At 70.0% G+C, this 12,648-nt stretch carries 10 protein-coding genes; 6 read left to right on the top strand and 4 right to left on the bottom strand.

Annotation, left to right across the window (positions count from 1 at the left end; all coding sequences use genetic code 11):
* Window positions 1–13 precede the first annotated feature (13 nt).
* The 4 genes from ABD817_RS22605 to ABD817_RS22590 all read left to right on the top strand — a co-directional run bounded on the left by ABD817_RS22605 (window position 14) and on the right by ABD817_RS22590 (window position 4,705).
* Window positions 14–814, top strand: a complete 801-nt coding sequence (locus ABD817_RS22605) for an HpcH/HpaI aldolase/citrate lyase family protein (RefSeq protein ID WP_344920065.1) — start codon at window positions 14–16, stop codon at window positions 812–814.
* Window positions 815–887: 73 nt separating this feature from the next.
* Window positions 888–1,913 carry a LacI family DNA-binding transcriptional regulator gene (locus ABD817_RS22600; RefSeq protein WP_344920064.1) on the top strand — a complete coding sequence of 342 codons (1,026 nt, stop codon included), beginning with the start codon at window positions 888–890 and terminating at the stop codon, window positions 1,911–1,913.
* 253 nt (window positions 1,914–2,166) lie between these two features.
* On the top strand, window positions 2,167–4,053 hold the full coding sequence (locus ABD817_RS22595) for a ricin-type beta-trefoil lectin domain protein (protein WP_344920063.1): 1,887 nt from the start codon (window positions 2,167–2,169) through the stop codon (window positions 4,051–4,053).
* A gap of 214 nt (window positions 4,054–4,267) precedes the next feature.
* Window positions 4,268–4,705, top strand: a complete 438-nt coding sequence (locus tag ABD817_RS22590; protein ID WP_344920062.1) for a hypothetical protein — start codon at window positions 4,268–4,270, stop codon at window positions 4,703–4,705.
* 150 nt (window positions 4,706–4,855) lie between these two features.
* Here ABD817_RS22590 and ABD817_RS22585 read toward each other — a convergent pair whose 3' ends face one another.
* Complete coding sequence (locus tag ABD817_RS22585; RefSeq protein ID WP_344920061.1) at window positions 4,856–5,830, bottom strand: helix-turn-helix transcriptional regulator; 975 nt, start codon at window positions 5,828–5,830, stop codon at window positions 4,856–4,858.
* A gap of 62 nt (window positions 5,831–5,892) precedes the next feature.
* On the opposite strand from ABD817_RS22585, the gene ABD817_RS22580 reads away from it, so the two are divergent.
* On the top strand, window positions 5,893–7,008 hold the full coding sequence (locus tag ABD817_RS22580) for an epoxide hydrolase family protein (RefSeq protein WP_344920060.1): 1,116 nt from the start codon (window positions 5,893–5,895) through the stop codon (window positions 7,006–7,008).
* 223 nt (window positions 7,009–7,231) lie between these two features.
* On the opposite strand, the gene ABD817_RS22575 is transcribed toward ABD817_RS22580, so the two are convergent.
* Window positions 7,232–7,702, bottom strand: a complete 471-nt coding sequence (locus tag ABD817_RS22575) for a hypothetical protein (RefSeq protein WP_344920059.1) — start codon at window positions 7,700–7,702, stop codon at window positions 7,232–7,234.
* A gap of 483 nt (window positions 7,703–8,185) precedes the next feature.
* The gene (locus tag ABD817_RS22570; protein ID WP_344920058.1) at window positions 8,186–8,959 is read right to left on the bottom strand and encodes an SDR family NAD(P)-dependent oxidoreductase; all 774 of its coding nucleotides are present in this window, start codon (window positions 8,957–8,959) and stop codon (window positions 8,186–8,188) included.
* Window positions 8,960–9,379: 420 nt separating this feature from the next.
* On the opposite strand from ABD817_RS22570, the gene ABD817_RS22565 reads away from it, so the two are divergent.
* Window positions 9,380–9,691 (top strand): hypothetical protein, encoded by a 312-nt coding sequence (locus ABD817_RS22565; protein ID WP_344920057.1) that lies wholly within the window; start codon window positions 9,380–9,382, stop codon window positions 9,689–9,691.
* Between the two features lie 226 nt (window positions 9,692–9,917).
* Here the strand turns inward: ABD817_RS22565 and ABD817_RS22560 are convergent, their stop codons facing one another.
* Window positions 9,918–12,068 (bottom strand): prolyl oligopeptidase family serine peptidase, encoded by a 2,151-nt coding sequence (locus ABD817_RS22560; RefSeq protein WP_344920056.1) that lies wholly within the window; start codon window positions 12,066–12,068, stop codon window positions 9,918–9,920.
* Window positions 12,069–12,648: the final 580 nt, after the last annotated feature.

Genomic DNA, 12,648 nt, shown 5'->3' with positions numbered 1-12,648 from the left:
CGGGAAGGAACCGATGAACCCGGACGCGCTGGCCCGCGCGCGGGCGCTGCTCTTCGTCCCCGGACATCGCCCCGAGCGTTTCGAGAAGGCGGTACGGGCCGCCGGTGACGCGATCGTCCTCGACCTGGAGGACGCCGTCGCCCCCGAGGACAAGGACCGGGCACGCGACAACGTCCGCCGGTGGCTCGAAGCCGGAGGGGACGCGGTCGTACGGATCAACGGGCGGGGAACCCCGTGGCATGACGCCGATGTCGAGCTGGCCGGACGGCACGGCTGCGGCGTCATGCTCCCGAAGGCCGAGAGTCCCGAGGACATCGCCGCCCTGGTCGACCGGCTGCCTCGCGGCAACGGCGTCGTCCCGCTGGTGGAGACGGCCACCGGCGTCCTCGGGGCGAGACGGCTGTGCGCGGCCCCGGGGGTGACGCGGCCCGCCTTCGGCAGCGTGGACCTCGCCGCCCAGCTGGGTATCGACCCCGGGGATCGTACCGCGCTGCTGCACGCCCGTTCGACGCTCGTCCTCGCCGCCGCGTCGGCGGGGGTGGCCGCGCCCCTGGACGGTGTCACCACGAACGTCGAGGAGTACGCCGCCGCGGTGGCCGACGCGGAACACGCGGCGCGCCTGGGCTTCACCGGCAAGCTGTGCGTCCACCCCCGGCAGGTCGAGCCGGTGCGCGCGGCGTTCGCGCCGTCGGCCGAGGCCCTGCGCTGGGCCGAGGCAGTGGTGTCCGCAGCCGGTGGCGGGGTGAGCACGCTGAACGGGCAGATGATCGACAAGCCCGTCGTCGAACGGGCCCGCAGGCTGCTCGATGGTTGAGATGGACGCGGCCACGACCTCCCGCCGACGCTGGTTATGCTGACGGCAGGGACACGGCTGTCAGGGGGCGCACATGGCTCGGCCCGGGACGCGCGCGACCGTGCGCGACGTCGCGGCGGAGACGGGGCTGTCGATCGCCACCGTCTCGCGGGTCCTGAACGGGCAGGCCAATGTCGCCCCGCACACCCGTGAGCTGGTGTTACGGGCCATCGGCCGCCTCGGGGACCAGGCGCCCCGGCCGCGCGCCGGGCAGGAGGCGACGGCCGGGAGCACGATCTACGTGCGCTGCCCCTACCTGCTGACCGACTATTTCGGGCTCATCGTCTCCTCGGTCGGCGAGACCATCGAGCTGCACGGCGGGCAGATGGTGCTGAGCGCCGGAGAGTCGGCCCAGCACACCCCGGTGCTCTCCGGCCTGCCCGACCGCCCCGACATCGCGGGGGCGATCCTGATCCTCCCCCCGGAGCCGGGCGACGAGCTCGTACGGCTCCGCGACCGGCAGTTCCCCTTCGTGGTGATCGACCCCAGGACGCCCCCTCCCAAGGACATCGTGGCGGTGTCGGCCGCACACTTCGCGGGGGCGCGCAAGCTGATGGCGCACGTGGTCGAGCTCGGTCACCGCCGGGTCGGCATCGTCGGCGGTCCCGTGAAGTGGCTGCCCAGCGAGGCCAGGCTGGCGGGATACACCGCCTCGCTGGCCGACGCCGGTGTCCTGCCGTCGGCCGAGTTGCTGCGCAGCGTGCGGGAGCCCAACTCGGAGAACGGCTACCGGGCGGCCTGTGAGCTGCTGGACCTGCCCGAGCGGCCGACGGCGCTGGTCGCGTTCAACGACAAGATGGCGGTCGGCGCGCTGTGGGCGGCGGCCGAGCGCGGCCTGAACGTCCCGGGTGACCTGTCGGTCGCGGGGTTCGACGACCTCGACCTCGGCCGGGCGACCCGGCCGACGCTGACCACGGTGCGCCAGCCGCTGCAGGAGATGGGCCGGATGGCGGTCACGCTGCTGATGCGGCTCCTCAACCGGCACACGCTGGAGGCACTGCACGTCTCCCTGGGCACCGATGTGATCGTCCGGGGCTCCACCGGGCCCGTCTCGCGCTGAGCGCGTTTGTTTCATTTGTTTCATTGGCGGTCGACTTTCCAGTCCGTCGCACGCCGTGTATCGATCCAGGAGTTTCCCGACCTCCCTCAGCCTTGACAAGCGATTTCCACGTGTGTTGTCCTGTCCTGCAACAGGAAAGTTTCTTATCTGTTACATCGGTTACAGCGACGTTTCCCGGGGCGACGCACGTGCTCCGACGCGAAAGGCCCGGGGCGTCGCGGGCCCGATCGCACCCCCCGAAAGGACCCCTGTCGTGCTCCGACCACCTCGCCGGGCCCTCACCCTCGCCCTGGCCTGCGCCGCCGCCCTGTGGGCGACGGGACCCGTCGCCGCCGCACCCGCCCTCGCCGCCAACGAGCCGGTGAACATCTGGCTCACCACCACCTCCGACGCGGGCGGCCGGACCGTCACGCGGGGGCTCCAGCAGCAGTCGCCCATCGCCTTCGGGCCCGCGGGAGGCAGCGCCAACCACACCATCACCGTCAACGAGGGCACCACCTACCAGCAGTTCGAAGGCGGCGGGGCCTCGATCACCGACACCACCGCCTACCTGCTGCGCGGCGGCCCGATCAGCGCGGCCACCCGCGACACGGTGATGCGCAGGCTCTTCCACCCCACCGACGGCATCGGCCTGTCGTTCGTGCGCAACCCGATCGGCGCCTCCGACCTCTCCCGGCCCGGCCACGTCTCCCTCGACGACACCTGCTGCGACCTCAACGACTTCGGCGCCAACGGGTACGACACCAACGTGCGCCTGCTCACCGGCCAGGCCAAGACGCTCAACCCGGCACTGCGCGTCAAGGGCGTGCCGTGGAGCGCCCCCGGCTGGATGAAGGACAACGGCCGGATGGACCAGATGGGCTGGCTCAAGTGGGAGCACTACCCCACGTACGCCCAGTACCTGGTCAAGTACATCCAGAGCTACCAGAACGCCGGGATCCCGGTGAACTACATCTCGGTCCAGAACGAGCCCAACTGCTGCCAGGCGGGCAACCCGACCGCGGCGAACTACCCGAGCATGAACTGGAACTCCTCCGGGCTCGCCGAGTTCACCAAGAACCACGTCTACCCGGCCTTCCGCGCCGCCGGGATCACGACCAAGGTGCTCGTCCACGACTGGAACTACGGCGACTACGCCGCCATGGGCGCCGGAGTGCTGAACGACGCGGCCGTGCGCAACGACCCCCTCTTCGGCGGCATCGCCTGGCACGGCTACGCCGGGGACCCGGCGGTCGGCACCCAGATCCACAACCAGTACCCGGCCGTGCGCCAGTTCAGCACCGAGCACTCGGGCGGCACCTGGATCGGCAACCAGCACAACGAGGACCTCGCCGACATCGTCAACTACGCCCGCAACTGGAGCGGCAGCCTCGTCAAGTGGAGCCTCGCCCTCAACCAGAACATGGGCCCGCACAACGGCGGCTGCGGCGTCTGCACCGGCCTGATCACCGTCCAGGAGGGCGGCTCCCGCGCCGGTCAGGTCGACTACACCATCGAGTACTACACGACCGGCCACCTCACGAAGTTCGTCAAGCCCGGCGCGTACCGGATCGACTCCACCGCCAACGGCACGATCCAGAACGTCGCCTGGCGCAACCCCGACGGCTCCAAGGCCCTGATCGCGCACAACCGCGGCACCTCGGCCCAGTCCGTCCGGGTCAACTGGGGCGGCCAGTCCTTCGTGTACTCCCTCCCGGCCCGTACCACCGCCACCTTCACCTGGTCCGGCACCCCGAGCGGCAACCCGGGCACCCCGGGCGGCGGCGCCATCACCGGTCTGGGCGGCAAGTGCATGGACGTCGCGGGCGCGAGCAGCGCCGACGGCGCCGCCGTCCAGCTCTACTCCTGCAACGGCACCACCGCGCAGCAGTGGACCCGCCCCGGCGACGGCACGCTCCGCGTGCTCGGCAAGTGCCTGGACGTCGTCGACAACGGCACGGCCAACGGCAGCCGGCTCCAGCTGTGGTCGTGCTTCGGCGGTCCCAACCAGCAGTGGACCTACAACCCCACCACCAGGGACCTGGTGAACCCCGCCGCGAACAAGTGCGTGGACGTCACGGGGAACACCAGCGCCGACGGCACCCGCCTCCAGCTGTGGGACTGCACCGGCGCCGCGAACCAGAAGTGGACGGTGTCCTGACCGCAGCGAGACACGGACGCGAGCCCTCCGGACGGGGGGTTCGCGTCCGTGCCTTTCCGGGGCCTTCCAGGACCCTCCGGGCTCCGGACGCCCCGGTGCGGCCGGTGGCCCGCGACCCTTGACGTTAACTTGAAGCAACGGAGTGATTACCCCCAGTGATTCCGGTGCATGAGGTCACATGCCAATCAACCCTCAGCACCAACGGGAGCACCCCATGCACACCCGCATCACCGTGACGTCGCTGGCCGCCCTCGGCCTTATCGCCACCCTGGCCACCGTCGGCGCCACCGCAACCACCGCCGTCGCGGCCACCTCCGCCCCGGCCCCCTGCGCGCAGGAATACCTCGCGATGCTGAACGCCGAGGACGCCCTCACCAACGTCGACAACCTGCCCGAGGTCAAGGCCGCCCACGCCGCCCTGCTGAAGGCCGGCGCGGCCGCGGACATCGACCAGCTTTCCCAGAAGATGGCCCTGCAGCAGCTCGGGGTGAAGGCGCCGTCGCTGGATCCCGCCGCGAAGAAGATGGTGGACGCCTACAACGCCGCCGGGGCCAAGTACGTGCAGGTGCGCGACGCGGCGCTCCTGAAGGTCGCGCCGAAGCGGCAGAACTCCAGGGAGTCGCTCAAGAAGTGCCTCAGCGCCCACTCCTGAGCCTGACCGTGTGAGACGGGCCGGAGTCCCCGACGCCACGACCGGGGCGACACGCCTCCCGGTGGCCGGGGACTCCGGCGGGTCCGGCACGGAACCCGTACGGAATCCGCCAGCGGGCAGCCCCGACCAACCGGGCGGCCTCCGAAGGCGTCACCTGTCCGTAAGAGCCGGGGTGGAGCGGGCGTAGCGGGCCGTGAGGGCCCGCATGTGCTCGACGAGCTCCGGGGGCCCGGTGACCTCGAAGTCCAGATCGAGCATGCCGAGATACACGGCGATCACGTGCAGGCTGTCCGCGCCGGTGCTCAGCACACAGGTGTGCCCGTCCACGGCCTCCACCACGCCGACCGCGGGGTTGACGCGCCCGGTCACGACGTCGGCGGGCGCGTGCACGACGACCCGGGCCCAGTGGCGCCAGGCCGCCGCCGAGACCCCGCGCGCGACGTACGCGGCCGCACCCCCCTCGGGGGGATCGCGGGGCGGGAAGCGCGGGCCGGTGGGGGTACGCGGTTCGACGCGGTCCACCCGGAAGGTCCGCCAGTCCTGGCGGTCGACGTCCCACGCGACGAGATACCAGCGGCGCCCCCACGACACGAGCCGATGCGGCTCGGCGATCCGTACACCGGCCGACCCGTCGTGGGCGCGGTAGTCGAACCGCACCCGTTCCCCGTCGCGGCAGGCCGCGGCGAGCGTGGTCAGCACACCCGGGTCGACCACCGGGCCCGGACCGTCCGCGGGCACGGGTTCGACGTAGGTCTGCAGCGCGTTGACCCGGTGACGTAACCGGGAGGGAAGCACCTGCTCAAGCTTGGCGAGCGCGCGTACCGATGTCTCCTCGATACCGGCGATGGTGCCGCCGGCGGCGGTCCGCAGTCCGACCGCCACGGCGACCGCCTCCTCGTCGTCGAGCAGGAGCGGCGGCATGACGGACCCGGCGCCCAGACGGTAGCCCCCGTCGGTGCCCCGCGTCGAGTTCACCGGATATCCGAGCTCACGCAGCCGGTCGACGTCACGGCGCACGGTCCGCTCGCTCACGCCCAGCCGCTCCGCGAGAGCCGCGCCGGGCCAGTCCTGCCTGGCCTGCAACAACGACAGCAGGCGCAGCAGCCGCGCCGAGGTTTCCAACATGTGCCAAGCCTGCCAGGACTACAGGACAGAAGTTGACCGGAAGGGTCCGTAGTGTTCCGATCATGAGCGAAAACGCCGAGATCAAGCCCTTCCGCATCGACGTCCCGCAGGCCAGGCTGGACGACCTCCACGACCGGCTCGACCGCACCCTCTGGCCCGACGAGCTGCCGGGCGCGGGCTGGGACTACGGCGTTCCCGTGGAGTACGTGCGGAATCTGGCCGGATACTGGCGCCACGAGTACGACTGGCGGGCCCACGAGGCCCGGATCAACCGGTACCCGCAGTTCACCACCGAGATCGACGGGCAGAACATCCACTTCATGCACGTCCGCTCACGGCACGAGGACGCCCTGCCGCTCATCCTCACGCACGGCTGGCCCGGCTCGATCGTGGAGTACCTGAGGGTCATCGAGTCGCTCACCGACCCCGACGACCCGGCGCGGGCGTTCCACGTGGTCATCCCCTCACTGCCCGGCTTCGGCTTCTCCGGCCCCACCCGGGAGAGGGGCTGGAACCGGTACCGCACCGCCCGGGCGTGGGCGGAGCTGATGCGGCGGCTGGGCTACGACCGCTACGGCGCCGCCGGCAACGACGGCGGCTCGCTCGTCTCCCCCGAGATCGGGCGGATCGATCCCGAGCACGTCGTCGGCGTGCACGTCACCCAGATCTTCTCGTTCCCCTCCGGTGACCCCGCCGAGTTCGAGAGGATCACCCAGGAGGACCGGAAGGCCCTGGAGGTGCTGCAACGGTTCCACGACACCAAGATGTCGTTCAACACGCTGCACTCGCAGCAGCCGCAGACCCTGTCGTACGCGATCTTCGACTCGCCCGCCGGGCTGCTCGGCTGGAACTCGCAGCTGTTCGGCGACACCGCCGACGTCGACGCCGACTTCGTCCTGACCAACACGATGCTCTACTGGCTGACCGGCACCGCGACGTCGGCCACCCGGTTCTACTACGAGGACGCGCACGCCGAGCACCCCAAGGAGCCCACGACCGTGCCGACCGGCCTCGCGATGTTCGACGGTGACTTCGTGTCCATGCGCACGTTCGCCGAGCGCGACCACACGAACATCGTGCACTGGAGGTCGTACGACCGCGGCGGCCACTACGCCGCTCACATCGTGCCCGACGTGCTCGCCGAGGACCTGCGCACCTTCTACGACGGGCTGCGCTGATCCCCGGTCCACCACCGGCCACTTCGCCACGGCGCCACCCCTGATCGGTCCGCTCACGGACGCCGCCGGTCCGAACGGTCCGCCAGGTCCGTGGGGTCCGAAAGGTCCGGACGGTCCGTAAGGGGGGACGCCGACGGGGGCGTCGGCGGAGGCGCCGGTGGGATCGCCGGTCGCCTCCGCCGACTCGCCTCACCCGCCGCGTGTCACGGCGGTCACGGGTGGGTCAGAAGGAGTGACGGTAGTAGTTGCCCCAGTCGAAGTCACCGGAGCGGCCCTCACCGATGCGGACGCGGAAGCCGTCGAAGCCGCCCTTGGCGCTGTAGCTGAACTTCCACTCGTGGTGGCCGCCGGTGTTGAAGCGGCGGTTGTGCCAGCCGCGGTCGTCGTGGTAGTAGAAGTCGATGAAGCTGTTCTCCCGGTCCCGGTCGCGGTCCCAGGTGTTGATGTCGAAGTAGTAGCGGCCGTTGGAGTAGTACCAGTAGCCCTTGTAGTACGAGCGCTCACTGCGCGACTCGCCCCGGCCGAAGCTGGAGTAGCCGGAGAACCAGTGCTTGGTGTATTGCGCCTGGGCGACCGAGGCCGCACCCGCCGTGGCGGAGGAGGTGGTGGCGGCCTGAGCGGGGGCCGCGACGATCCCGGCCGCCAGAGCACCGGCCAAAGCCGTGCCGACCAGAACGCTGCGAAGCTTACGCATGAGAGTTTTCCTTTGAGCGAGGGTATTCGGGAACAACCCGTCTGACCTGCGCCCGGTGCGCTTTTTCAGTGCTGTGCGCTCCGGACAGCACTCACATTAGGCACGCCAGAAGCCTCGTTCTGCGTACAAACGCACACACAAAGCCGAGCGTGCACTACGACACACAAACCCCCCAGCACGACACGAAACCAACCCCACGCATCACCTGCCGATGCGGCGTCTCCGAGCTTCCCCCCCGCAGGTCACGGCACCGGCGCGTCGCCGTCCCCTCGCGGGCGGCCGACCAGGTCAACAGCGCTGGCGGCAGGGGAAGCTCAAGGTCGTCCAGCCGGAAGAAGAGCACCCGATGCCAGTCCGGGGCCTCAGCCCACGAGGCGGTCCAGCGGTCGAAGGTGTGCCTGTCGACGACGACCGAGGAACCTCGATGACCTGCGACAACAGGATGAACAAGCTCACATCGGCGCCGTTGTCGACGGCCGGTCGTCAGGTCTCCTCGGGATCGCGGGCGAGCACCGACCGTCCGCCGTCGACAGGCATGACCACCCCGTTGACGAAGCTCGCGTCGTCCGACAGCAGATACGCGACGGCGCCCGCCACCTCCTCCGGGCGTCCCACCCTGCCCAGAGGATGGAGCAGGCGCATCTCGTCCTGGATGCGCTCGGCCGTCGCGGGCTCCTGCCTGCCGAGGAAGGCCTCGTAGCGTTCGGTGCTGATCGAACCCAGCGCGACGGTGTTGACGCGGATACCCAGCGGCCCGTAGTCGACGGCCAGCGCGCGGGTCAGTCCTTCGGTGGCCGCCTTGGCCGTCACGTACGGCAGGGCTCCGCGAACGGCCCGCTGGGCCTGGTGCGAGGAGACGTTGACGATCGCACCGCCCTGGCCAGCCGCCAGGAAGCGGCGGATCGCCGTGGCACACCCGACGACGGCGGGGTTGAGGTTCAGCGCGATGAGATCCAGGACCTCGCGGGCCGGTACCGCGTGCAGCGAGGCGTCGCGGAACACCGCGGCGTTGTTCACCCAGCCGGTGAACCTGCCCGCGGCCTGCGCCAGATCGGCGGCTCGCTCCGTGACGGCCTCGTCGGCGGCGTCGCCGACCACGGCGATCACCCGGGAACCGGCCGGGTGGTCGTGGGTCCACGCGAGCGCCGCGGGGTCGAGCTCGATGACGACGACGCTGTCCGCGTTTCCGAGAAGTCGCTCGACGACCGCGCGGCCGATGCCCTGACCGCCTCCCGTCACGACGTAGGAACGCCCCACATCCACCCCCTTCGTCGAGATCGCAAATTACCACCGATGACGGACGGGCCACCATCGTGACCGGACGGCCGTCACACCAGGGCGGGGGCGGTGCGCGGGCGACGTCCTCGCCCGGTGACGCGCCGAACCGGCGGCGGTACTGGCGGCCGAGCTGCGACGGGCTGTCGTGGCCGGTGACGGCGCGGGGATGGGTGGCAGGCGGGCGCCGGGCCTCCCGCGACCGGATCCGCCTCCGGAACCGGATGGGGCTCATCGCGGTGACCGCTCGGAGGTCGCGATGGAAGGCGGCGGGCTCACACCTGACGGCCGTACGACGTTAACAACTTTTCCAACTCATCACCAGTCTTTGCGTGATGTAATCGCCCTGTTACTTTATAGCTGTCAGTTTTTTGCATCGGCCCGCAAAGACAGGAACAGGCTTTGATACGCAAGCGCATCGCCACCGCCGTGGGAATCGTCGCACTCGCTGTGGCCGGTCCCCTGTTCGCCGCAGGCACGGCCCAGGCGTCGTCACCGACCACCCCCTACATGTGCCCGTGGTTCATCAACGACGGCTCCCGCAGCGTCCACTCATGGGTGCAGGGGTACGGCCAGATCATCTGTCACTACGACTCCACCGCGACCATGACCTGCCGCTACAACGCCTACAACGGCGACCCCTGGTACTACAGCCAGCCGAGCTACGGGCCCAACCCGTCCTACTGTCCGTCCCGGGCCATCCCGACGGCCTGAGCGAACACCACCGATCGAACGGGGCCTCCCCGGGCCGAACACCTCGGGACGCGTGACGAGTCACCCGGGAGACGTACGACGGAGACGTCACCGGGGATCAGAACGCTCCGGGCCGTGGGGCTCGGGGCGTTCGTGCCGCTCGGCCGATGTCCTCGGGAGCGGGGCACGCCGCAACCGTGAGCTGACGTGAGGGCACCTTCCGCGAGATCGCATCCGCCGCACCCGGTCAGGGTTCGCGGACGAGCCCGTCCCGGCGTGGTCCCTCGTCGGTCCTGTGAAGACGCGTGGTCGTCTTCTCCGGTGACAGGCCGGTGTGTTTCCCGGCGAAGGTCAGGATGTCCGCGATCAGGGCGCGTTCCTTGCTCGCGGGGAAGGCGGCGTGGGCGGTGTCGGGCTCTCGGCGCATGAGGATCGGCCGGTCACCGCTGGTGGCGTGCTGAAGGGCCGCGCACATCTTGGTGACGTGGGCCTCGCCGGTCTGCAGATCGGTCACCGCACCGGTGAGGAGGAACGCGGGATAGGAGCCTCCGGGCGTGACGTTGTGGTACGGGGAGTATCCGAGCAGCCATCGGAGGTGTTCGGGCTGGGAGGCGGTACCGAATTCATCCGTCCAGGTGCACCCCAGGCCGAAGTGTTCGTAGCGCACCATGTCACAGAGCGGGCCTTCGGCGACGACCGCGGCGTACAGGTCCGGTCGCTGGGTGGCGGCGGCGGTGACCAGGAGCCCTCCGGCGGACTGGCCGTGGATCGCCAGTTGGTCGCGGGTGGTCCGGCCGGTGTCGATGAGCCAGGTCGCGGCGTCGTTGAGGTCGCTGACCGCGCGGTGTTTGTGTGGTCCGCGACCGGCGTCGTGCCAGTGCTGGCCCTCCTCTCCGCCTCCGCGTACACAGGCGACCGCGTAGGTGCCGCCGGCGCCGACCCACGCGGCCGCCATGGGGAGGAACCACGGGCGCATCGGCATGCCGAAGCTGCCGTAGCCGTAGAGGAGGGTGGGGCGGGGACTCCGATGTTCCTCGGCCGGAGTGAACAGGAACAGCGTGATCTCGGTACCGTCTCCGGCGTGATAGCGAACGCTGCCGCTGCGGATCTCCGGGGTGTGTCCGGCTGTCGTGGCGCCGGTCTCCTGTTTCGTCCGCCCGCTGGTGGCGTCGTAGCGATAGATGGTGGGAGGCGTGGTCGCGTCGCAGTAGCTGAACCACGCGTGACGTCCGTGCGGGATGTTCGTACGCAGCGATGACACGACGCCCGCGCCGGGAAGGGGCAGATCGGTGAGCGGCCGGCCGCTCGCCAGGTCGTGCACCGTCAGGACGGAGGCGCCGTGGCGGGTGCGAGCCACCAGCAGGAGGGGCCGAGGAAGTGCCGGGTCGTCCAGGACCAGACACTCGTCCAGGGGCGCCCGGGGATCCTCGGCCACCAGCTCGCGCCAGGCGGCCGGGCCGGTGTCGTGCCGGTGCGCCACACAGACGCGACCACACGGGGCCTGGTGGTCGGTGACCAGCAGCAAGTCCCCGTCCGCGAAAAAGCGCGGGAGAACGCGGGCACCCGTGGTGTGCCCGTCCACGACCTTGGTGAGACGCGGGGCCTCCGGATCGGTGAGCTCGGCCACGTACACATCGTTGTGCGAGGTGAGACCGGCCATCGCGGTGATCGCCAGGTAACGGCCGTCGGCGCTGACCGTGAGCCCGTAGTAGTGGTCCGGGGCGTCGTCGCCGCCGAACACCACCGTGTCGGCCTGCCAGGGTGAACCGATCCGGTGCAACCTCACCCGGCGCTGCGGACGCATGTCGTCGGGGGCGAGTTCCTCGTCGGGGACCCGGCTGACGTAGTAGAACGCGTCCCCTCCCGGCAGCCAGGCGAGCGAGGTGTTGCGGGCGCGCGGCAACGGCCCGTCCACCGTCTCACCGGTACGCGCGTCCAGCACCGTGATGTCGCTGCCGGGCTGCTCGGCGACCTCCATCTGGACGGCCACACGTTCGCCCTCGCGCGACGGCCACCAGGCGTACAGCCCGGTGTGGCCGGACGAATCGATCTCCGCCGGATCGACCAGCACCCGCCTGTTCCCCTCGGTGTCAACGACGAGCAGGCGCCGTTGCTCGTCCTCGCGGAGCTGCTCGGCGAGGAACATGAACGGACCACGCGCCATCGGAGGCTCCGACACGCCGAAGGACGACACCTGATCCACCAGGGACGCCCACGATCGCCTCTCCCGCCATCCGGCGCGACAGGCGCGGAAGAGACGGTCCTGGGCCGCCGTCCAGTCCCGTACGCGCGCGTCGTCGCTGTCTTCCAGCCACCGGTAGGGATCGGAGATCGGGAGTCCGAACAGATCCTCCACCACGTCGCTGCGCCAGGCGGCAGGGTAGAACAACCGCGTCATGAACGCCCCCCACATGCCCCTGATGCCATGCCCCTGATGCGTCGCCCCGCCTGCACAGGTGGAGGCACTGCGGTCCGCACACAACCGCAGTACCTCTATTACTCAGCTACGACTCGCCGCGAAGAATGTCCGCCTGCCAGCCGCGCACGGTCCCGACACGGGCCGCCGGACCGGAGTCACGATACGGTAGGTATCCGTTCATGCCAGCCTCCCGGATTTGTTGATTTGCCCGAAATGGGCGATTGCAACAACAGCTATCCCCGTGCCCGCGATCGATAAACACCGGCCTCACCTCGACAGAGAGCGCCAATCCCCCTGAATTCCCGGCCCATGTGGACCGGAGGGCCGACCGGCCATACCTGCCTTTCTTCCGCCAAAGTTTCACGCAAGACAAGAAGGCAAATCGGTATACCGCGCGAAGATCTATTTCACTCCAAAGTAATTCGGAGCCCTTCGAGGCGGATCCCAGGTCTGCCGGAGCTCTCCCATCGGAATATCGACCGCAATTCAACGGGTCACCGACACCGGCGGGCTCAGCGGGTTCCCTCGGCGATGCCAGGGCGGGGAACAGCGGGGAACA

The sequence above is a fragment of the Streptosporangium oxazolinicum genome (assembly GCF_039537505.1).
GTDB classification, from domain to species: domain Bacteria; phylum Actinomycetota; class Actinomycetes; order Streptosporangiales; family Streptosporangiaceae; genus Streptosporangium; species Streptosporangium oxazolinicum.
The sequence above is the reverse complement of the archived record's forward strand: the minus strand, read 5'-3'. Positions and strand labels throughout refer to the sequence as shown.

Coding starts and splice junctions, on each gene's coding strand:
- ABD817_RS22605 (WP_344920065.1), top strand. CDS start 14: ATGAACCCGGACGCGCTGGCCCGCGCGCGGGCGCTGCTCTTCGTCCCC.
- ABD817_RS22600 (WP_344920064.1), top strand. CDS start 888: ATGGCTCGGCCCGGGACGCGCGCGACCGTGCGCGACGTCGCGGCGGAG.
- ABD817_RS22590 (WP_344920062.1), top strand. CDS start 4,268: ATGCACACCCGCATCACCGTGACGTCGCTGGCCGCCCTCGGCCTTATC.
- ABD817_RS22585 (WP_344920061.1), bottom strand. CDS start 5,830: ATGTTGGAAACCTCGGCGCGGCTGCTGCGCCTGCTGTCGTTGTTGCAG.
- ABD817_RS22580 (WP_344920060.1), top strand. CDS start 5,893: ATGAGCGAAAACGCCGAGATCAAGCCCTTCCGCATCGACGTCCCGCAG.
- ABD817_RS22575 (WP_344920059.1), bottom strand. CDS start 7,702: ATGCGTAAGCTTCGCAGCGTTCTGGTCGGCACGGCTTTGGCCGGTGCT.
- ABD817_RS22560 (WP_344920056.1), bottom strand. CDS start 12,068: ATGACGCGGTTGTTCTACCCTGCCGCCTGGCGCAGCGACGTGGTGGAG.